The 20,029-nt window shown below is 44.4% G+C and carries 18 protein-coding genes, 6 tRNA genes, 1 rRNA gene and 2 pseudogenes; 8 read left to right on the top strand and 19 right to left on the bottom strand.

Features of this window, described 5'->3' with window-relative positions:
* The 8 genes from malQ to DW904_RS08075 form a co-directional block, all read right to left on the bottom strand.
* A complete protein-coding gene (gene malQ / locus DW904_RS08045) occupies positions 1–1,398 on the bottom strand; it encodes a 4-alpha-glucanotransferase (RefSeq protein ID WP_347562065.1) in 1,398 nt (465 codons plus the stop codon).
* Between the two features lie 339 nt (positions 1,399–1,737).
* Positions 1,738–3,393, bottom strand: coding sequence for a peptide ABC transporter substrate-binding protein (locus DW904_RS08050; RefSeq protein ID WP_118579210.1), 1,656 nt, complete (start codon positions 3,391–3,393; stop codon positions 1,738–1,740).
* A gap of 103 nt (positions 3,394–3,496) precedes the next feature.
* Complete coding sequence (locus DW904_RS08055) at positions 3,497–4,507, bottom strand: oligopeptide/dipeptide ABC transporter ATP-binding protein (RefSeq protein ID WP_118579213.1); 1,011 nt, start codon at positions 4,505–4,507, stop codon at positions 3,497–3,499.
* Positions 4,508–5,515: an ABC transporter ATP-binding protein gene (locus DW904_RS08060; RefSeq protein ID WP_118579216.1), complete on the bottom strand. Its 1,008-nt coding sequence runs from the start codon at positions 5,513–5,515 to the stop codon at positions 4,508–4,510.
* 15 nt (positions 5,516–5,530) lie between these two features.
* Positions 5,531–6,889, bottom strand: coding sequence for an ABC transporter permease (locus DW904_RS08065; RefSeq protein WP_118579270.1), 1,359 nt, complete (start codon positions 6,887–6,889; stop codon positions 5,531–5,533).
* A gap of 2 nt (positions 6,890–6,891) precedes the next feature.
* Positions 6,892–7,836, bottom strand: a complete 945-nt coding sequence (locus DW904_RS08070) for an ABC transporter permease (RefSeq protein WP_118579219.1) — start codon at positions 7,834–7,836, stop codon at positions 6,892–6,894.
* Positions 7,837–8,215: 379 nt separating this feature from the next.
* Positions 8,216–8,365: a hypothetical protein gene (locus DW904_RS22820; RefSeq protein ID WP_173716424.1), complete on the bottom strand. Its 150-nt coding sequence runs from the start codon at positions 8,363–8,365 to the stop codon at positions 8,216–8,218.
* 76 nt (positions 8,366–8,441) lie between these two features.
* Positions 8,442–9,371, bottom strand: coding sequence for an alpha/beta hydrolase (locus DW904_RS08075; protein WP_118579222.1), 930 nt, complete (start codon positions 9,369–9,371; stop codon positions 8,442–8,444).
* A 395-nt stretch (positions 9,372–9,766) separates the two neighbouring features.
* Between DW904_RS08075 and DW904_RS25230 the strand changes: the two genes are divergently transcribed.
* The 3 genes from DW904_RS25230 (at position 9,767) to DW904_RS08090 (ending at position 11,469) form a co-directional block, all read left to right on the top strand.
* Entirely contained in the window at positions 9,767–9,880 is a 114-nt protein-coding gene (locus DW904_RS25230) for a DUF6783 domain-containing protein (protein ID WP_319017302.1), read from the top strand.
* 195 nt (positions 9,881–10,075) lie between these two features.
* On the top strand, positions 10,076–11,026 hold the full coding sequence (locus DW904_RS08085; protein WP_243110343.1) for a DUF5067 domain-containing protein: 951 nt from the start codon (positions 10,076–10,078) through the stop codon (positions 11,024–11,026).
* 224 nt (positions 11,027–11,250) lie between these two features.
* Entirely contained in the window at positions 11,251–11,469 is a 219-nt protein-coding gene (locus DW904_RS08090) for a DUF378 domain-containing protein (protein ID WP_118579225.1), read from the top strand.
* 39 nt (positions 11,470–11,508) lie between these two features.
* Here the strand turns inward: DW904_RS08090 and DW904_RS08095 are convergent.
* From DW904_RS08095 to DW904_RS25235, 5 genes are all read right to left on the bottom strand, one after another.
* Positions 11,509–11,581, bottom strand: a tRNA-Gly gene (locus DW904_RS08095).
* 3 nt (positions 11,582–11,584) lie between these two features.
* A tRNA-Gly gene (locus DW904_RS08100) sits at positions 11,585–11,655 on the bottom strand.
* Between the two features lie 40 nt (positions 11,656–11,695).
* A tRNA-Gly gene (locus DW904_RS08105) sits at positions 11,696–11,768 on the bottom strand.
* A 3-nt stretch (positions 11,769–11,771) separates the two neighbouring features.
* Positions 11,772–11,842 (bottom strand) — tRNA-Gly (locus tag DW904_RS08110).
* 97 nt (positions 11,843–11,939) lie between these two features.
* Complete coding sequence (locus DW904_RS25235; RefSeq protein ID WP_347562066.1) at positions 11,940–12,062, bottom strand: DUF6783 domain-containing protein; 123 nt, start codon at positions 12,060–12,062, stop codon at positions 11,940–11,942.
* Between DW904_RS25235 and DW904_RS25240 the strand changes: the two are divergent.
* Positions 12,039–12,113 (top strand): annotated as a pseudogene (locus DW904_RS25240) (DUF6783 domain-containing protein); the annotation flags it as partial. The gene DW904_RS25235 and the pseudogene DW904_RS25240 overlap by 24 nt on opposite strands.
* A 163-nt stretch (positions 12,114–12,276) precedes the next feature.
* On the opposite strand, the gene epsC reads toward DW904_RS25240, so the two are convergent.
* Positions 12,277–13,203: a serine O-acetyltransferase EpsC gene (epsC, locus tag DW904_RS08115; RefSeq protein ID WP_118579228.1), complete on the bottom strand. Its 927-nt coding sequence runs from the start codon at positions 13,201–13,203 to the stop codon at positions 12,277–12,279.
* Positions 13,204–13,315: 112 nt separating this feature from the next.
* Between epsC and DW904_RS08120 the strand changes: the two genes are divergently transcribed.
* Both DW904_RS08120 and DW904_RS08125 read left to right on the top strand, forming a co-directional pair.
* Positions 13,316–13,403, top strand: a tRNA-Ser gene (locus DW904_RS08120).
* Positions 13,404–13,490: 87 nt separating this feature from the next.
* Positions 13,491–13,561 (top strand) — tRNA-Trp (locus DW904_RS08125).
* A 219-nt stretch (positions 13,562–13,780) separates the two neighbouring features.
* On the opposite strand, the gene DW904_RS08130 is transcribed toward DW904_RS08125, so the two are convergent.
* Genes DW904_RS08130 through modA form a run of 3 tightly spaced genes read right to left on the bottom strand, consistent with a single transcriptional unit; the run spans position 13,781 to position 16,427 of the window.
* A complete protein-coding gene (locus DW904_RS08130; RefSeq protein WP_118579231.1) occupies positions 13,781–14,833 on the bottom strand; it encodes an ATP-binding cassette domain-containing protein in 1,053 nt (350 codons plus the stop codon).
* Positions 14,833–15,528 carry a molybdate ABC transporter permease subunit gene (gene modB / locus DW904_RS08135; protein ID WP_118579234.1) on the bottom strand — a complete coding sequence of 232 codons (696 nt, stop codon included), beginning with the start codon at positions 15,526–15,528 and terminating at the stop codon, positions 14,833–14,835. The genes DW904_RS08130 and modB overlap by 1 nt, the downstream gene beginning before the upstream one ends.
* 11 nt (positions 15,529–15,539) lie before the next feature.
* Positions 15,540–16,427 (bottom strand): molybdate ABC transporter substrate-binding protein, encoded by an 888-nt coding sequence (gene modA, locus DW904_RS08140; protein WP_118579237.1) that lies wholly within the window; start codon positions 16,425–16,427, stop codon positions 15,540–15,542.
* A gap of 398 nt (positions 16,428–16,825) precedes the next feature.
* On the opposite strand from modA, the gene DW904_RS08145 reads away from it, so the two are divergent.
* Both DW904_RS08145 and DW904_RS08150 read left to right on the top strand, forming a co-directional pair.
* Entirely contained in the window at positions 16,826–17,038 is a 213-nt protein-coding gene (locus tag DW904_RS08145; RefSeq protein WP_118579240.1) for a TOBE domain-containing protein, read from the top strand.
* Complete coding sequence (locus DW904_RS08150) at positions 17,031–17,993, top strand: helix-turn-helix transcriptional regulator (protein WP_118579243.1); 963 nt, start codon at positions 17,031–17,033, stop codon at positions 17,991–17,993. The genes DW904_RS08145 and DW904_RS08150 overlap by 8 nt, the downstream gene beginning before the upstream one ends.
* Before the next feature lie 183 nt (positions 17,994–18,176).
* Here the strand turns inward: DW904_RS08150 and DW904_RS08155 are convergent.
* Together DW904_RS08155 and DW904_RS08160 are read right to left on the bottom strand one after the other, a co-directional pair.
* Positions 18,177–19,588 (bottom strand): annotated as a pseudogene (locus DW904_RS08155) (MATE family efflux transporter).
* Positions 19,589–19,871: 283 nt separating this feature from the next.
* Positions 19,872–20,029, bottom strand: a 23S ribosomal RNA gene (locus tag DW904_RS08160); the annotation flags it as partial.

Consider the following 20,029-nt stretch of genomic DNA (forward strand, 5'->3'; position numbering starts at 1 on the left):
TTACTTCTTATTCTCCTGGATTCGTCCATATAATCTGGTCATGGCGTTAATTCTGTGAATGATCTCATCCGTAAGCTGACCTCTTGTAAGACGCCATTTCCAGTTGTCTCCCAAAGTAGAAGGCGTATTCATTCTCGCTTCATTTCCAAGACAGAGATAATCCTGCAAAGGTACTACGCACACTTCTGCTACTGAGGACTGTGCCGCCCGGATAAGCCCCCATACACATTCATCTGTGTCTTTCTCCTCACAGGCTGTGTACTGGTTCACGTAGGCTCTGTTTGACTGGGTAAGGTTCCCAAGCCAGCCCTTCGTAGTCTCATTGTCGTGGGTTCCAGTGTATACAATGCAGTTTTTGTCATATCGGAAAGGAAGATATACGCTCTCGCCGCTTTTATCAAAGGCAAACTGAAGCACCTTCATACCCGGATATCCGGATTCTACCAGAAGCTCCCTGACACTGTCTGTAAGGAATCCCAGATCCTCTGCGATCACATCCAGATCCTTAATTTTCTCCTCCAGGACCTTGAACAGTTCTATTCCAGGACCTTTTTCCCACTTTCCATTCTCAGCGGTCTCATCTCCATAGGGAACTGACCAGTACTCGTCAAAACCGCGGAAATGATCGATCCGGACCTTGTCGTACAGCTTCATACAGTGAGTCATACGAAGGATCCACCAGTTATAACCTGTTTTCTTATGATATTCCCAATTATAAAGTGGATTTCCCCACAGCTGACCAGTTGCGGAAAAAGCGTCTGGAGGACATCCTGCCACTGCTGCCGGTGTAGCCTCCTCATCAAACTGGAACAGATCCGGGTTCGCCCATGCATCTGCGCCGTCAAAAGCCACATAGATAGGAAGATCGCCGATGATCTTAATACCTCTGTCATTTGCATATTTCTTCAGCCGGCTCCACTGGCGGTAGAACCAGAACTGCTGAAAGGCATAGAAGCTGATATCCTCCTTCAGCTCCTCTCTTGCCTTAGCAAGCGCCTCCGGCTTACGTGTCTTTAAGTCCTCCGGCCACTGATTCCAGGAAATTCCCTCCAGGCTGTCCTTTATTGCCATATAAAGACAATAATCTGCAAGCCAGAAGCCCTGCTCTTTCTCAAAGGCTTCCATCTCCTCACGGATCAGCTGAAGCTCCTTTTCTTTCCCATCCATCTGGTAAAAACGTCTGTAAGCCTTCCGAAGAAGGGAAAATCTGGAAAGATAAACCTTCTCATAGTCCACATAGCTTTTGCTGCCGCCCCAGTCACATTCTGCACATTCTGCTGCTGTGAGAAGGTCTCTCTGGATCAATTCCTCCAGATCAATGAAATAAGGATTTCCTGCAAATGTGGAAAAAGACTGGTAAGGGGAATCCCCGTATCCGGTAGGTCCAAGTGGCAGAATCTGCCAGTATTTCTGACCCGCTTCTGCAAGCTGATCTACAAAAGCGTAAGCTCTTTAGAAAAACATCCGATTCCATAGTTGGAAGGGATACTGGATATAGGCAATAAAATACCGCTGGCTCTCATCATATGTTCCTCCTGTCTGGTTCAATAACCATTATCTGTTTATTATACCGCTATCATGCATAATCGGTCAACAGGATAAAATAGCTTCGCAAATTTTATCCTGCTTTCGGTTGCTGCTCATAAAAACAGGCACCCGGAAAAATTCCGAATGCCTGTCATTTCCTTCAGCATCACATTTAAGTAATGCCAAAAGACTTATATTCTTTTGCCTGAATTATTTCTTGCTTGTATAACCGAAGAAGAAGTATCCAAGTGGTGTGTAATACATGCCGTCAATGTCTGGATTGAGCATATATGGCTGTGTATAGAAGTAGATTGGAGCAAGTACGCTGTCCTGTCCAATGAGGATATCCTCAGCTTCGTGGAATGCTTTCATACGCTCTTCCGGATCAGAAGTAGCTTTTGCTGCATCGATAGCCGCATCATAGTCTGGGTTAGAGTACTGAGCGTCGTTGTTACCGCCGTCTGTGTACCACATATCCAGGAATGAGCAAGGATCGTTGTAGTCTGCGATCCAACCGTTACGGGCGATCTGGAAGTTACCATCTTTTCTGTTCTGAAGGAATACGTTCCAATCCTGGTTGTTCAAGTTAACAGTTACACCAAGCTCTGTCTGCCACATGTTCTGAAGAGCCTCACCGATCTTCTTGTGGTTATCAGCTGTGTTGTACAGATACTCTACAGTCGGGAAGCCTTCGCCGTTCGGATAACCAGCGTCTGCAAGAAGCTGACGGGCCTCTTCGCAGTTAGCCTCATAATCCTCATCGGAAATGCTGTAGTAAGAACCGCCTACTGTACGGAAGTCATCACTACCAGCACCAGCTGCATCATTTACACCGTTCGGTACATATCCGTCAGCCGGAACCTCACCAGCCTGGGAAACGTTCTCTACGATGTAGTTACGGTCGATTACAAGTGAGAACGCTTTACGGATGTTAGGGTCAGAGAAAACTTCGTCCTCTGTGTTGAAGCATACATAGTAAGTTCCAAGATAGTCACCGATCTCAAGCTCGCCAGAAGCAAGGTAGGTCGGGATCTCGTCTACAGGAAGGTTCTCGATGAAATCAAGCTCTCCGTTGTTGTAACCTTTGAGCATTGCGTTGTTGTCATCAAGAAGTGTAAACTTGATAGTATCCGGTCCAAGATTCTCATAGTCATAGTAGTTCTCGTTTTTCTCCATGGAGATGTAAGCATTGTGAGACCACTCTGTCATTTTGTATGGTCCATTGCCAATGTATGTGCTTGGATCAAATGTCCAGTTGTCACTGCTCTCTACCATATCCTGACGAACCGGGAAGGTTGCCGGGAATGCCATGATTTCTTCGAAATACGGGCAGTCATAGGTAAGATCGATCTGAAGAGTCTGATCATCAACTGCTGTAATTCCAAGAGTGCTTGGATCCGCACTTCCGTCAGCAACTGCGTCATATCCTTTTACCATGTCGATCATGTAGCAGTAATCTGCTGCTGTCTCAGGATTTGCTAGACGCTGCCATGCATAAACGAAGTCACCAGCTGTTACAGCCTGTCCATCAGACCATTTGATTCCGTCACGAAGTTTAACAGTGTAAGTAACTGTACCATCTTCGTTCTCGGCCTTTTCCCAGGACTCAGCCTGTCCAGGAGCTGTGACAGCATTTCCTTCACCATCATTTACCCATTTAGCCAGACCTTCGAACATATGGTTGCACATGATAGCTCCATCAACTGCAGAGTTCAGTGCAGGGTCAATTGTCTGTGGTTCAGATGCGATACAAAGGTTCAGATTGAATCCTTCGTCAGATGCTGTATCCTCGGCGAATACAGGAGTTGCTGCCATGCTTAATACCATAGCTGCAGTCAGTGCCATAGACATAAATTTTCTTCTCATTACATTTCCTCCTTTATGCTTTTTTGCGCCGCATGAGAGATGAGAATCGACGCTTGTATTCATCAGCTCTTCCGTGAAGAAGAACGAAATACCTAAACTTCCTTTATTTATCCAGCAAATGGCAGGCTGCCCAGTGGCCCGGCTCATGCTCTCTGAACACAGGAGTTACCTGGCTGCACTTTTCAGTGGCATATGGACATCTGGTGTGGAAACGGCATCCGCTTGGCGGATTCATAGGACTTGGCACGTCTCCTTCCAGAATAATACGCTTTCTTGTCCGGCTCAGCTTTGGATCCGGAACCGGAACTGCGGAAAGCAGGGTCTGTGTATATGGATGGATCGGATGTCTGTTCAGCTCATAGCTCTCGCCCAACTCAACAAGAGAGCCAAGATACATAACACCGATTCTGTTGGAAATATGACGGACAACGGAAAGATCATGGGCAATGAACAGATAAGTCAGACCCATCTGCTCCTGCATGTCCTCCAGCATGTTTACCACCTGTGACTGGATAGAAACATCCAATGCGGAAATCGGCTCGTCACAGACGATGAACTCCGGTTTTACTGCAAGGGCGCGGGCAATACCAACACGCTGCTGCTGACCGCCGGAAAACTCATGTGGATAACGGTTTGCATGCTCTGTATTTAATCCAACCTGCGCCAGCAGCTCTTTGATCATGTCAGCGCGGTCTTTCTTACTCGCTGCAAGCTTGTGGATATCAATGGCCTCTCCAATGATCTCACCAACTGTCATTCGAGGATCCAGGGAAGCGGACGGATCCTGGAAAATGATCTGCATTTTTCTTCTGTAGGGAAGCATTTTGGCAGCTTTGGCTTTTCCAAGAGGTTTGCCGTCTTTATCCAGAGGATTGTCGTAAATGGTTTCGCCATCATAAATAATCTTTCCTCCGGTTGGCTCATAAAGGCGAAGAATCGTTCTTCCCAGTGTGGTCTTTCCACATCCGGACTCTCCTACAAGACCGAGTGTTTCACCTTTTTTGATATAAAGGGAAACATCCTGTACAGCCTGTACCCCCGGACCTTTTATGCCATTTACCGGAAAATATTTTCGTAAATTCTCAATTTCAAGAAGCTTCTTTTCTTCTGCCATTTATTTCTCCTCCTTGTTCATAAGCTCCTGAACCCGAAGCCAGCAGGCGGAACGATGTTTCTCGCCCACTTCCACGTAAGGAGGCATTTTCTTCAGACAGATCTTCATGCAATGCTCACAACGTGGAGCAAACGGACATCCTTCCGGCGGATTCAGCATATCAACCGGGGTTCCCTCGATTGGGATCAGTCTTTCATAGCTCTCGGCATCAACACGGGGCATGGAACGAAGAAGACCCTTTGTATATGGATGTGCAGGCTCGTAGAAAATGTCATCTACAGGTCCCTGCTCCACAATTTTACCTGCATACATAACGGATACCTTGTCACAGATATCTGCCACAACACCAAGGTTGTGTGTGATGAAAATGATTCCCATTCCGGTCTTTTTCTGAAGATCCTTCATCAAGTCAAGGATCTGTGCCTGAATGGTAACATCAAGGGCTGTGGTCGGCTCATCTGCGATCAGAAGCTGCGGATGGCAGATCAGTCCCATAGCGATCATGACACGCTGTCGCATACCGCCGGAAAACTCGTGTGGATACTGCTTCATACGCTTCTCCACATTATTGATTCCAACCAGTTCCATCATTTCCATGGCACGTTTCTGGGCTTCTTCTTTGCTGATTTTCTTATCATGGGCACGAAGAGCTTCCACAAGCTGATTTCCGATGGTGTAAACCGGATTCAGACAGGTCATGGGATTCTGGAAAATCATAGCTACTTTGTTTCCGCGGAACGCAGTCATCTCTTCCTTGGAAAAAGAAAGGACATCTTTTCCCTCGAAGGTAATGGAGCCTCCGATAACTTTACCCGGGGACTGAAGAAGCCCCATAATAGAATATGCCTCCTGGCTCTTTCCAGAACCAGATTCTCCAACAACTCCCATAACTTCGCCATAATCAAGGTCATAGGAGATACCGCCAACGGCTTTTACCTCGCCGGCCGGGGTAAAGAAGGAGACTTTCAGGTCTTTTACTTCCAGCAATTTATTTTTCTGTTCAGACATTGTTCTCCTCCTCTCTTATTTCTTCAGCTTCGGATCAAGAGCATCGCGAAGTCCATCGCCAAACAGGTTGAATGCAAGGATCATAATGCTCAGGATCACGGAAGGTACGATCAGTCTGTAAGTATAAGTGTACATACCGCTAAGTGCGTCTGTTGCCATGGATCCAAGGCTTGGAAGAGGTGCAGAAACACCAACTCCAAGGTAGGATAAGAAGGATTCCAGGAAAATTGCAGACGGTATCTGCAGGCAGGTAGTAACAACGATCTGTCCGATACAGTTTGGAAGCAGATGACGGCGGATGATTCTGCCGCCAGATGCACCAAGTGCTCTTGCTGCGGTTACATATTCCTGCTGTTTCAGCTGAAGTACCTGGCCACGGATAATACGACTCATGGTAACCCAGTATAACAGACCAAATGCAATAAACATGGAGATCAGGTTCGGTCCAAGTACATTGACAAAGGATTTCATAGGACTGGTTCCTGATGAATTCACATAGTCAGTAAGGATTGGTTTCAGTGCAGTTGCGATCAAAAGGACAACCAGCATCTCCGGAACTGCATAAATAAGTTCAACAATACGCTGCATCACTGCGTCCACCTTGCCGCCACAGTAACCGGAAATAGCACCATAAAGGGCGCCGATCACCAGTACCAGGATAGCTGCGAATACGCCGACAGACATGGAAACACGGGCACCATACATAACACGGACCAGAATATCACGGCCATACATGTCAGTACCAAATACATGAGGGAATACTTTTTCCCCATTTGCCTTGCGCTCAAGCTCTGCCTGGGAATAACCGAAAATATGCTTCTTGATTCCAAGCTCCTTGCGGATGGAATCCTCATCTACGCTCTGCTCCTCAGAAGAATCTTCTGAAGGTTTTGCAGCGACTTTTGCTTTTGCACGGATAACTGCTTCATCTTTCTTTGTAAATTTCTCGCCCTTTTTCTCAGCTTCTGCTTTCGCCTGGGCGATCATTTCATCTACATCTACTACATCGGACTGGGTTCTGGAAGCGATCTCGTCGTTCACACGCTGGGTGTCCTCCAGTGTGTAGTGATAGGGATAAAGGTTCTCAGCACCTTTGTTAAACTCGTCATAACCATATGGGATCAGAAGCGGGCCCACAAAGGCAAATAAAAACAGGAATACGATCACACCAAGTGCAACCATAGCCACCACATTTTTCTTTAATCTTCTCCAGGCATCTTTCCAGTAGGAAACACTCTGGCGGTCCTGAATAAAATCATCCTTCTCCTGTCTGGACGCAGATGCAAAATCATCCGGACTTAAATCCTGAAGGAGGTTCTCAATATCCGGCTGAAGACTCACCGGACATTTCTTAATCTTCTTATCTTCTGCCACGATCATTCTCCTCCTTTCGCAAGGCTGATTCTCGGGTCAGCAACCTTATAAAGGAGGTCTACAACCAGGTTCATCAGAATAATAAATGCTGCCAGGAAAATGGTAGTTCCCATAATAACCGGATAATCACGGTTCTGGATGGACTGTACGAAGTAACGTCCAAGTCCTGGAATTGAGAATACGCTCTCTACAACAAAACCACCACAAAGAGTAAAGGCCACCTGCGGTCCTAAGTATGTAATAACCGGAATCAGTGCATTTCTAAGAGCATGCTTGAAAATAATCTTTTTGTTCTTCAGACCTTTGGCGCGGGCTGTCTTAATGTACTCCTGGCTTAAGGAATCCAGCATGGCAGAACGTGTCTGACGTGCTGTATAGCACATTGGGTAAAAGCCCAGGGCAAAGCATGGCAGTACATAGGCGCGCCATCCCTGCGACGGATCAAAAATAGACGGAAACAGATTCAGTGCATTGTTTCCAGTCAGGGTTACCAGAAGAACAGATGCCACAACGAAGCTTGGCATGGAGATTCCAAGTGTACAGATCACACGAAGAATGCTGTCTGTCAGCTTGCCTCTCTTAAATGCGGCAAGACAGCCAAGAGGTACACCCACCAGAATCGCCCATGCAAGTGCAAGTGCACCTACCTTGGCAGATACCGGGAACATATCCACGATAATGTCAAGAACTGCACGGTTCTTCTGCATCTTAAGTGATACACCGAAGTCACCGTGAAGAATATTTTTCAGATACATAAACAACTGTACATAGACCGGCTTATCCAGTCCATATTTGGCATTCAGCGCAGCCAGTGTGGTCTCAGAAGGTGTTTTTTCACTGAGCCATGGGCTTCCAGGTACAGCATTCATCAGCAGGAAGGTAAGACAGGCTACCAGAAAGATAGTCAGAATCGCCATTCCAAGTCTTTTTGCAAAATACTTTCCCATTTTTCCTCCTTATTTTTTCCGGTCGAAAACATTTATTTCGGTTTCCTTTATGAGCGATGCCGTCAAAAACGCCACACCCATATCAGACTGATTTCTGACCAGAGTTCATTTTTATAATATATGAAAAAATTATAGCATTTCAATTCGCTTTATTCAAGTAACATTTTAAACTTTAGAACGGTGACGGTGCAATTTTTTAATCTTGTACTATTTTTCAGTGCTATTATGGTATATTTTTTGTGTATTTTATACAAAGACATTTGTTTGTTTCACAAGCGCAGATTGTTTATCATAACTCTACAGCATGTTTAAAAAAAACTTTTGAGCCTGTTTTAAAAATCATTCCTGTAATCTGTACAGGACCAATCTATTTTCCAATTCAAAAAAGAAGGATACCAGCTTGGCATCCTTCTCTCTCAATTCTTACCAGTTCCCCTTTTGCTTCATCCGGCTCCGTATCTTTGCCGCAGCTCATAAGAAAAGCCACACCCAGAAGAACCAGCAGCAGAATCCAGCCTTTTTTTCTCATATAGTTCTCCATTTCACACTGTATTTCTGTGAGTATGTGCAAAATAGAGCATATTATGCATAATGGACGTGTTTTCTCAAAAACCCTTTTTCTTTATATAGAAGGCAATGTCATGATAAACCCGCTTCCGGTCTGTCTCATTCAGAATTTCGTGGCGCATTCCCGGATACAGCTTGCCTTTCACGTCTACATAACCGGCGCGCCGCATATCCTGCACTGCTTTTGCAAAATGACGCACGTTGATCATACAGGGATCATCAGAACCACTGACAAAAAGCACGGGCATTTTCGGTCTGGTGCAGTGCCAGTGCTTTACGTCGTAAGCACGCTTCATCAGCTCAAAAAGTGCCAGATAGCCATCATCTGTAAACGTAAAGCCACAAAGTTCAGAATCGGAGTATTCCTGAGCTGCTGCCTTATTGGCACAGATCCAGGAAGTACAGTTTTTGTCCTTGCGGAAGCGCATCACATTTCCGGCAAAGGAAAGGGTTTCGATAACTTTACTCTTGTGAGCTGGTCCAAACACAGCACTTTCCATATGGGCAATTGCTTCTCCAAGAGATCTTGCCCCATTCTTGCTTGGAGAACCACATACGATCAGCATGTCCATGCAGTCATCATGATCTCTTGCAAAAGCGCGCACGGCCAGCGAACCCATACTATGCCCGAATAAGATCAATGGCAGATCCGGAAGCTGCTGGTGCATTTCCCGGTTCACCACCTCAATATCCTTGAGGATCGCATCCGCGCCGCCGCCATACATATATCCCAGGTCATCCAGCGCCCGCACACTTTTCCCATGGCCACGGTGATCGTGGATCACGCATACATAGCCTTTTTTAGCCATGTATTCCATAAAGGGAAGATAGCGCTCCTTGTATTCGCTCATCCCATGAACAAGCTGCAGGATTCCTTTGTACGGTGTCTCATCCGGAACCACTGCCAGAACGGAAATATCAAGTCCATCCGCCTCTGATTCTATATAAGCTTCATACTTTGCACCCATAGTTTTTCCGCCTTTCTTCTTTTTTTATTATCTTAACATAAATACCCGGTATCCGTAAAGTTACTGGTTACTGTTCGCGACCTGACTAGTAACGTTCCGCGAGGTGTTTTTTGTGAACAAAGTTCACAGAAAACCCGAGAATTAAGTTTGCGCAGCAAACGCTACTTCTTGTGCTTGTCACAAGAAGGTTCGTTTTTCTGTGCATTGCGAAGCGCGTTACTGTGAACGGAGTGAGCAGTAACACTCTGTAAATACTTTGACACTCTCCCAAGAGTATACTATAATAAAAAAGATGTCACACAGATTTATATGTGAAATTTTTACAGACGGTCAATTTATGAAATTATAATAGCATAGACATCACCAGAGCATGTTTGAAAAAGGCTTTCTGCAAGATGTACGTCACGATTTGTGGAAGATTTTGTCCGGATGAGGACGCTGTAGTGGGCTACGTAGGCCGAATTCGGGCGAAATATACCGCAAGTGGGGCGTGTAGATTGCGGGAATGATTTTTCAAACAGGCTCTAAACTTAACAAGGAGGAAACATGGAAGAAAAACAACTAAATATGCCAGATGAACACCCTGTTCCGAAGAAAAAAAGAAAAGGAAAGGCCGGACGCATTCTGCTTCTGCTTATTCTTATCCTTATCGCCGGCGCAGCCATTGGCTACTATTCTACGAACGCAGCCAGCCAGCCAAAGAATTGGATAAATATCTTACCGGCATCCAGAGCCTTGATTTCGACACAATGGAAAGTATGCTCCAGAGCGCCGATCTTTCCGCTCTTGACAATGCAGATGTGCGAAACGCCACCTACGAAAGCTTCTTCAAATCCATCAACGCCAAAATGACCTGGAAGATCACAAAGACACGTTTCAGTTTTCAAGACGGCACTGCAGAAGTCACTGCGCGGATCCGCTATGTAGACGGATCTGACATCTACCGTGAAACTGTAACCGAATTCCTTCGTCAGATCGTTTCCAGCGCCTTTTCCGGAGAAAGTCTTACAGAACAGGAAACCCAGGACAAGCTTGCTGCTATTTTAATAGAAAAAGCCTCCAGCCTGGAAGACAAATTCAGTGAAACAGACATTGTTTATCCTATGATCAAAGTAAACGGCCAATGGAAGGTTACAGCTCTTGATGATGAAACAGTAAAGATCATGTCCGCCAATTTCAAAAGTGTAGAGGATGAGATCAGCCAGACACTGGCGGCTTCCGATTCCACAGCGGAGGGAACCGATGGTCCAGCTGATTCTGCAGACCAGACGCCGGCCACATCCGCTGGAACCATTGATCTTTCCAACCAGCGTTTCTCTATCCACTATACCAGAAATGTAGTTTCCACAGACTTTGGCGGTGAGCCCTGTCTTCTCGTCTACTACGACTACACAAATAACGGAGAAAGTTCTTCCAGTGCTATGGTAGATGTAAATCTTACCGCTTATCAGAATGATGCGGCTCTTGAAGCAGCTATTCCGTCAAACAGTGATGAGGCTGTTGATGCATTTATGAAAGAAATCCAGCCTGGAGAAACGGTAAATGTATGTCAGGCTTTTTCCCTTAATGATATGAGCCCGGTTACCTTGCATGCTTCAGACGCATTTGGTCTGGATACTGGAATTACAGCAGCACAGACATTAAATCTCCAGTAAAAGAAGCAACCAGCACATCACCATATGGGAAGCACAATGAAATCTTTTATACGCGAAAGTTCCGTTTAAGGCTTTCGCGTATTTTTATGTCTCTCTTTGCAGTTTCAGACAGTCCCCCTGTTTTTTGCTGCTAAAATTCCATCTTTTACCACATTTTATACAGGCTTTTTCGTATAATTCCCATGATAAAAAGAGACACTATAGTTACGAAAGGATGGTGACTTATGGAAAATAAATTTTTAAATTGTTTCTGTCTGACTCTTACAATAATCGGCGCTGTCAACTGGGGACTGATCGGGTTCTTCAACTTTAATCTGGTAGCTCTCATCTTTGGCAGTATGAGCTGGATTTCCAGAATCATCTACGCGCTGGTCGGACTTTCGGGTCTGTATCTGCTCAGTTTCTATGGAACAATCTGCTCCAATGAAAATAATGCGTCATAAGTTAAAAAAGCCAGGAAACTTAATTCCTGGCTTTTAAAGAGCGATAGACGGGGCTCGAACCCGCGGTCTCGACCTTGGCAAGGTCGCGCGTTACCAACTACGCCACTATCGCACAAGCGGGTGATGGGAATCGAACCCACGTATCCAGCTTGGAAGGCTGGTGTTCTACCATTGAACTACACCCGCACATCATATTCAGATGTGTTTACCTGACATTTGTCAGAAGAGCGATAGACGGGGCTCGAACCCGCGGTCTCGACCTTGGCAAGGTCGCGCGTTACCAACTACGCCACTATCGCATAAGCGGGTGATGGGAATCGAACCCACGTATCCAGCTTGGAAGGCTGGTGTTCTACCATTGAACTACACCCGCACATTTGTGCTTGTCCGTCACAACGAAGATTAGTATATCTGATGTTGGAATATTTGTCAACAACTTTTTTGAAATTTTTTAATTTTTTCTTTTGTTTCTAAGATTGATGCAATATTGCTTGTCTGTTAAAGCATGTTTGAAAAAGGCTTTCTGCAAGATGTGCGTCACAATTTGTGGGAGATTTTGTCCGGATGAGGGCGCCGTAGCAAGCTACGGCAATCGAATTCGCGCGAAATATACCGCAAAGTGGGGCGTGCAGATTGGAGAATGATTTTTCAAACATGCTCTGGAGCAGTCAACAGTTACACGGTTCACCATATTCAAAGCGATGCATGTTACCAGATTCACACTACGACTTTCTGTTTTTCCAGAAATGATATTTTCTAAAATACCACCGTGCCTGTTCTGTTGACTGCCATTTTCTTTTTATTCCGTTAATTTTCCCAGTCCCAGACATTGGAGGCTTCCACATGTGTACGCGGCTTCTTGATCACCAGCTCCGGACTCTTCGCACTTACCTTGGAGTTTGCAGGTATCGATTCTGTGATAAATGTGTTTCCGCCGATGATCGTATTCTCCCCAATCACAGTTTCTCCACCAAGTACAGAAGAATTGGAATAAATGGTCACATTATCTTCAATAGTAGGATGACGCTTCACACCAGAAAGCTGCTGTCCTTTTCTTGTAGAAAGAGCGCCAAGGGTAACTCCCTGATACAGCTTCACATTATTTCCAATAGTGGTCGTTTCACCGATTACTACGCCAGTGCCATGGTCAATAAAGAAATATTCCCCAATCGTAGCACCTGGGTTAATATCGATTCCTGTGTGGTCATGAGCATACTCTGTCATAATCCTTGGAATAAACGGAACCTCCTCCAGATAAAGGATGTGTGCCAGACGATACACATAAATTGCCAGAAATCCCGGATAGGAGAAAATAATCTCCTCTTTACTCTTCGCAGCCGGGTCACCGTCAAAACCAGCCTGCACATCTTTCAGCAGCATCTCCTGCACTTCCGGAAGCTGCTCAAAAAATCTGGAGGTTATCTGTGCTGCCTTGCCGCATGCACTGGTCATATCATCGCCAACATACAGAAAAGCCGTCTCAATCTGCGCCTGCATACGGTCAAACAGGTCATTGAGCAGATATCCGGTATAATGTTCCGGAAAAACAGCTGCTCCCGAATCAATATCGAAATATCCCGGAAAAATAACTGATCTCATTTCTTTCACAATATCAATAATTGCTGCACGGACTGGCAGATGTCTTCCGCTCTTTGTCAGGAACAGCTCTTCCTTACGGTAATTGGCAGTCAGACGCTCTACTGCATTCTCTATGGATGTCTTTTTGTCACTCATAACTGGTCTCCTCGTATTTTGCTTTCCTTTCATATTATTACACTATTCTTTTTACGTCAATAAAAAAAAGATTGACCTTTATCCAATCCCCCGATATAATGGAGAATGTCATGGAGATGTACCCAAGTGGCTGAAGGGTCCGCACTCGAAATGCGGTAGGCCGGGTAACCGGTGCGAGGGTTCAAATCCCTCCATCTCCGTTTCATAATTGTTTTCGTGCAAATTTTATTAATTTTGCCTTGACAACTGTTCCTTTTGTATGTATAATTGCAACAGAAACAAAACATAGGGGATTGGTCAAATGGTATGATAGGGGTCTCCAAAACCTTTGGTGGGAGTTCGATTCTCTCATCCCCTGCTCTTAAGCGTCAGAAATCTTGTAATTCAAGGTTTCCGGCGTTTTTTTATCGCAGCATCAGAGCTTGTTTAAAAAAAGTTCTAAAACATATCTGAAATAAAGACATTCTTCTACTATCCGTCTTCTGCAGACTTCGCAATACAAAATAAGGAATATGAAACAGCAAACCATTCCATGCTGTCTCATATTCCTTTATTATTCATTCAGAACCACCTTGTTTTATTTCTTCAACAACATCACATGCTCTGGTGGAAAATACAGATACTTTGGGATATTGTCCTTTGCAGTTTCCTGGAAATTCTTTTTCTGGCACATCCACCACAAAGTGCCGCTTTCTGCAGCCCCTTTATTACGAAACAGATACTGATGCTCAAAAGTATTTTCAATATACTCCTCAACCTGCACTTCCATGGTATTCTCACCAGCCTTAGTTGCCGGCCTCATCCAATGTCCCCGGATTCCAACATGGGTAATATCCTCTGTCACTTCCTGTTCTGAACGAAGCATAAGCTCCCAATCCAATGCATAAACCTCATGGCTGCCCATCTTCTGCACTGCAGAAAAATTCTTACATCCAGTCAGCCTTGCAGCCTCCAGATACTGAGGATTCTCGAAAATATCCCTGGTCTCACCAGTAAGAATATCTTTTCCATTATTCAACAGGGTCAGCTGACTGCAGAATTTATATGCCTCATCCCTACTGTGAGTTACCATGATCATATCGCCTTTGTAATCTTTCAAAAAATTCTGCATATCACGCTGCAAAATATCCTTCAGATACCCATCCAGCGCAGAAAAAGGTTCATCCAGAAGAATCACCTCCGGCTCTCCGATCATCATACGCGCGAGAGCCACCCGCTGCTGCTGACCGCCAGAAAGCTGCAACGGCAAATGCTTTTCCAGTCCCTCCAAATGATATCTTTTTATGTAATCTGCAACCTTCTGTGAAAGCTCGCTTTTTTCCCCTCGATACCCGCAGGCAATATTCTTTTCCACAGTCATAGTTGGGAAAAGGGCATAATTCTGAAACAGGTATCCAACTCTTCTCTCCTGAGGCTTTAAATTAATTTTTGCCTCAGAATCAAAAACAGTCTTCCCGTTAATAATGATTCTTCCGGAATCCGGAGTTTCAATTCCGGCAATACTGCGAAGAGTCATACTCTTTCCGCTTCCGGAAGCGCCCAGGATCCCTATAGGTCCATCCTGCCCCTTCAGTCTTACATCCAGGGAAAAGCCTTTAAAATTTTTCTGAATATCAAGTTCAATCGCCATTATATCCACCTTCTGGTCTGCATTCCTCTGCCGGAAGCAATATTAATTGCTGCAACCACCAGAAATGAGATCAATATGATCACTACGACCCAGAAACCTGCCATATCATAATTTCCAGCTGCAGTCTCTGATGCAATTGCAACAGAAACCGTCCTTGTCTTTCCAAGGATATTGCCGGCAAGCATGGAGGTTGCTCCATATTCTCCAATGGCACGGGCAAAAGCCAGTACAGTACCGGAAGCAATTCCAGGTCCTGCTGCAGGTATAATTACCTTCCAGAATATCCGGCTTTCACTCATTCCCAGAGTTCTTCCTGCATAGATCAGATTCACATCCACCTGCTCAAAGGCCGCCCTGGCATTTCGATACATCAGTGGAAACGCGATCACAGAAGCTGCGATCACACATCCGGTCCATGTCTGAACTACTTTAATATCAAAATTATCCAGCAAAAAACTTCCGAAAGGCCTTTTCAGGCTAAAAAGCAAAAGCAGGCAGAATCCAGCTACTGTAGGAGGCAGAACAAGAGGCATTGTCAGAATCCCATCCAGCACTGCCCTTGCTCCCGGTTTCAGTTTCATGATCTTCCTTGCACAGAATACACCCAGAAAAAAAGCAAATATAGTTGCTGCCACACCGGTTTTCAAAGAAATCCACAAAGGACTCCAGTTTATTTCACTGAGAAATTCTACCATATTATTATCCTTTATTCTGCAGTGTCTTCAGATGCTTCCTCTGTCGGCTCTGCGGTCTCTTCAGCGGCTGCCATGTCATCCGTTTTCTCGCCATTTACATAAGCTGCAAATCCATATTTCTCAAATACTTCAAGAGCTTCATCAGACTGAAGGTACTCAAGAAATGCTTCTGCTGCTGCTTTATCATCATCACTTGCTTCTTTATCTTCTACCATTCCGGCAGGGTAAAGTACAGGTGTTTTAAGGCTTTCCTCCGGTGCCTCTGCAATAACCTCAACAGAATCTGCCACAGAAGCCGCATCCGTAGCATATACGATACCAACCTCATTGCTGCCCTCACTTACAGATGCAAGTACATCTGTAACATTCTTACCTTCGTTGATCTCCATCTTGTTTACTTCATCTGTAATTCCAAGATTATCAAAAATCTCGCGGGAATACTGTCCAACCGGAACGTCCTCTCCGGCAAGGGCAAGGTTTGCAGCATCTGTGATGTTCTCAAATCCGGTTACCTTGGTCTCCCCATCCTTTGGTTTAATAAGAACAACTTTATTCTCAAGAAGATCCACTACAGAATCCTTGTCAGCAAGTCCCTCGTCAACCAATGCATCCATCTGCTTCGTAGCTGCTGAGAAGAAAATATCGCAGCGGGCGCCTTCCTCAATCTGAGTCTGCAAAGTTCCTGAACTGTCCGCATTGTAAAGAATCTCAACATCCGGATAAGTCTCATTAAAATTCTTCTGAATCTCTTCCATGGCGTTATTCAGGCTGGCTGCAATAAATGCGTAAACCTCACATTTCAGTTCCGCTGTCTCTGCTTCAGCAGATACGAAAGTAGTTCCAAACATCATAGTTCCCATAACACCAGCCATAAGTGCTGCAAAAACTCTTTTTTTCATTTCACGCCCTCCATTCTTGTTGTATTTTATTGTGTTTTGTTATGTTTTGTTCGGTTTCATTCATTATACTTAATTTCATTTGCTATGTCAATTTGAACCTGCATTGTTTGTACAATTTTTATTAGTTCACACAAATTTTTTTTACTTTTCATTTTTTCTCCAACGAAACACTCCTTGTTATTTTCTTTCCAACATGCTATGATATTTAAATACTACCAATAATAAATACAAAAGGCAGCTGCTTCTCAGCTATGGAACACGTTCATACTCCTGTCTAATCTCCTACTTGCTCATATGTTCCGATCTGTCTGATATCCATCCATTCAGCATATAGACATAATGAATACACGGCTGTCGTTCAGGAATTTTGTAATAAATAATGAAAAGAGGATTTAAATATGAAATTAAGTGCACGCAATCAGTTAAAAGGAAAAGTTATCAATATCAATAAGGGAGCCGTTAACTCCATCGTCACAATTGATATCGGAGGCGGCAACATTATCACAGCTACTATTTCCTGTGCAGCTGTAGAAGAACTTGGACTTGAAGTTGGCTCTGACGCTTACGCAGTCATTAAGGCAACCAACGTTATGGTGGGAATTGATGAATAAACTTTATACTGCTCAGGAAATTGCAGACAAGCTCCAAATTAAAAAGACCACGGTTTATGAATTGATCAAACGTGGAGAATTATATTCTTCTAAAGTAGGAAAACAGCTTCGCATCAGCGAGCAGCAGCTGAAACAATACCTGGAGCGTTCCGGTTCCGGCAATAACATGCCAGATCAGAAAGCCGTTTCTTCCAGTACCCCTAACGGAAATCTGCAGATTCCGGAACTTCCTCCAGAAAGTTCCCTTTTGAAGAGGGATTATCTTCTCCACTCCAGCGGACTGATCCTTTGCGGACAGTTTTCCCCGGCTCTCGAACTTCTGATCAGCCAGATGTCCATTCACCCTCAGGGGATCCCAGTCCTTCAATCCTTTATGAACAGCTACAACAGCCTGTATTCTCTTTATTTCAAAAAGGCTCACATAGCATGTGCAAGTCTGGATCTGGAACATATCCGCAGCCTTGTCCCAGGTGTACAGCTTTCTCTTTTATGCCTTTATGAGTATTCCATAGGGCTTTATGTTCCTTCTGGAAACCCTTTGAAGCTTTCAGGTCTGATGGATTTCGCCCGTAAAGACATAAAAATTGCCAATCGGGAAAAAGGAAGTACACCACGGATTTACCTGGACCAGTTTCTTTTCTCAGAAAAAATTTCGCCAGCCAGCATATCTGGTTACCATACTGAACTGGTATCTGATATTTCCACTGCCGCAGCTATTGCTACGCACAAGGCAGATTCAGCTCTTGGAGAAGAATACGCAGCACACCAGTCCGGACTTCTGGATTTTATTCCGCTTCAGACACTTCCTATGTATCTGGTCATGGAAACGGAAGCTCTTTCCCAGCCTGGATTCTCTGCTCTTCTTGAAATTGTACGGTCTGAAGATTTCCGAACGATTCTTCAGGGACAGACCGGATATAATGTGACACGGACAGGGGAACTACTTTCTCTTTAAAATACCCATGGATAATAAAAATGCTTTTAATTTATTTACGCAGCTGCTGAACTGCTGTTTGAATAAATTAAAAGCATTTTTTCTTAGAGCGCATTTGAAAAAGCCTTTTTCAAACACGCTCCAGATAAGTCATTCGGTTAACAAAAAACTCTATTTGCAAAATAATTATCAGGCATTCCACGCCTATTTTCCGGAAACAATATTCTGCATCCATACACCTTTCTTAACCAGCACAAAACCCACAATACACTTCAAAATATCTCCACCTGTACCATGGCAAAAACAGCCAACACGTGTAAACCTGTGAAGCGACTGAGGCAATACGCAATGGGTACACTGACACACCACACAAATACACTGTCAAATAAAAATGTAATGATCGTTTTTCCACCGGAACGCAAGGTAAAATATGAAGCATGCAGGAATGCGTTCTGCGGCATAAAAATTGCCATGATCATAATAAAGTATTTCGCCAGTTCCTGCGCATCCAGATTGGTGTTATACAGCTTTGGGAAAAATGGTGCGACAATCAGCATGACTAATGCCACTCCAGTGCAGCACATAACAGAAAATGCAATCATCTTATTATCTGTATCTCTGGCCTTCTTCATATTTCCCGCGCCTAACAGCTGTCCCACTACAATGGCAACAGAGTCTCCCAAAGCGATGAATACGACATTAAAAACATTATTAATGGTATTTGCAATATTCTGTGCAGCTACTACGTTTAATCCCCGAATAGAATAGCACTGGGTAAGAATTGCCATTCCGGCTGCCCAGAGAGTCTCATTAAGCAGCAGCGGAGTTCCTTTGATCAAAATCTTCTTTGTTAAATTAGCTGGTACCTTCAGCGTACTGTAAAGCCCTTTGGCAAAAGGCATTTTCTCTGTGTGGGTATGTGACCATATAATTATAATTGCAGCCTCCACATAGCGGGAAAGAACAGTCGCAATAGCGGCTCCCTGTACCCCCAGCTCCGGAAAACCAAATTTACCATAAATAAGAAGATAGTTGAATACAAGATTCACAAGTACTGCAGTAACTCCCGCCTTCATAGGCTGAACAGTCTCTCCGCATTCGCGAAGGGTACTGGAGTATGCCTGACTGATCATAAATGGCGGCAATCCAATAAACATGATCCACAAATACTGCATTCCATATCTGCTCGTAGCCTCCAGCGCAGCTGCACTTCCTTCGCCTTTCAGATACATGCCGATCAGGTTTTCTCCTGAGCACATTAAAATCAATATTGTTATAATTGTGAGCGCAATTACCAGCCATAATTTGTAGCGAAATGTCTGGCGCACCCCTTCATGATCCTTCTGGCCTGCGTACTGAGCTGTAAAAATTCCAGCACCGGACACGCCTCCAAACAGACAAAGATTATATACAAAAAGAAGCTGATTTACAATGGCTGCCCCTGACATTTGCTCTGTGCCAATCCTTCCGATCATAATATTGTCCAGAAGACTGACAAAATTAGTGATACCATTCTGTATCATAATGGGTATTGCAATTGCAAGTACCATTTTGTAAAAGGCCTTATCTCCCAGAAATTTCTTCCGGAATCCAGGCTTAGTTACTGTGTTTTCCATTTATCGATTTCCCCCTTCATTTCCAAACTGTAAAACAGAATATTTGTTCTGTGATTACAGCGTGGTAGATACTAAGTTACTACATATTTTCAAATAATGCAATAGGTAAATGTAAACAAATGAGAAAATTTTGCAATAGAAACATACACACAAAAAAAACGATAACCAACCGGCTACCGTTTCCGTTCTGTACCTTCAAAACTACATACATGTTACATCCTAATGGAATCATTTTACCTCTGCGTGAGTCCGGCAGCCGCTTTGCAGCCGTCTTTCTCATTTCTTGGTCAAGCCCTCACCCTATTAGTAACAGTCAGCTCCGTGTGTTACCACACTTCCACCCCTGCCCTATCTACCTCGTCGTCTTCAAGGGGGTTTACTTCTTTCGAATGGGACATCTCATCTTGAGGGGGGCTTCACGCTTAGATGCCTTCAGCGTTT

This window comes from Ruminococcus sp. AM42-11, assembly GCF_003480145.1.
Classification (GTDB): Bacteria; Bacillota; Clostridia; order Lachnospirales; family Lachnospiraceae; genus Blautia_A; species Blautia_A faecis.

Coding starts and splice junctions, on each gene's coding strand:
- DW904_RS08055 (WP_118579213.1), bottom strand. CDS start 4,507: ATGGCAGAAGAAAAGAAGCTTCTTGAAATTGAGAATTTACGAAAATAT.
- epsC (WP_118579228.1), bottom strand. CDS start 13,203: ATGAGTGACAAAAAGACATCCATAGAGAATGCAGTAGAGCGTCTGACT.
- DW904_RS08090 (WP_118579225.1), top strand. CDS start 11,251: ATGGAAAATAAATTTTTAAATTGTTTCTGTCTGACTCTTACAATAATC.
- DW904_RS08150 (WP_118579243.1), top strand. CDS start 17,031: ATGAATAAACTTTATACTGCTCAGGAAATTGCAGACAAGCTCCAAATT.
- DW904_RS08075 (WP_118579222.1), bottom strand. CDS start 9,371: ATGGGTGCAAAGTATGAAGCTTATATAGAATCAGAGGCGGATGGACTT.
- modA (WP_118579237.1), bottom strand. CDS start 16,427: ATGAAAAAAAGAGTTTTTGCAGCACTTATGGCTGGTGTTATGGGAACT.
- DW904_RS08145 (WP_118579240.1), top strand. CDS start 16,826: ATGAAATTAAGTGCACGCAATCAGTTAAAAGGAAAAGTTATCAATATC.
- modB (WP_118579234.1), bottom strand. CDS start 15,528: ATGGTAGAATTTCTCAGTGAAATAAACTGGAGTCCTTTGTGGATTTCT.
- DW904_RS08060 (WP_118579216.1), bottom strand. CDS start 5,515: ATGTCTGAACAGAAAAATAAATTGCTGGAAGTAAAAGACCTGAAAGTC.
- DW904_RS08070 (WP_118579219.1), bottom strand. CDS start 7,836: ATGGGAAAGTATTTTGCAAAAAGACTTGGAATGGCGATTCTGACTATC.
- DW904_RS08050 (WP_118579210.1), bottom strand. CDS start 3,393: ATGAGAAGAAAATTTATGTCTATGGCACTGACTGCAGCTATGGTATTA.
- DW904_RS22820 (WP_173716424.1), bottom strand. CDS start 8,365: ATGAGAAAAAAAGGCTGGATTCTGCTGCTGGTTCTTCTGGGTGTGGCT.
- DW904_RS08130 (WP_118579231.1), bottom strand. CDS start 14,833: ATGGCGATTGAACTTGATATTCAGAAAAATTTTAAAGGCTTTTCCCTG.
- DW904_RS25230 (WP_319017302.1), top strand. CDS start 9,767: ATGTACGTCACGATTTGTGGAAGATTTTGTCCGGATGAGGACGCTGTA.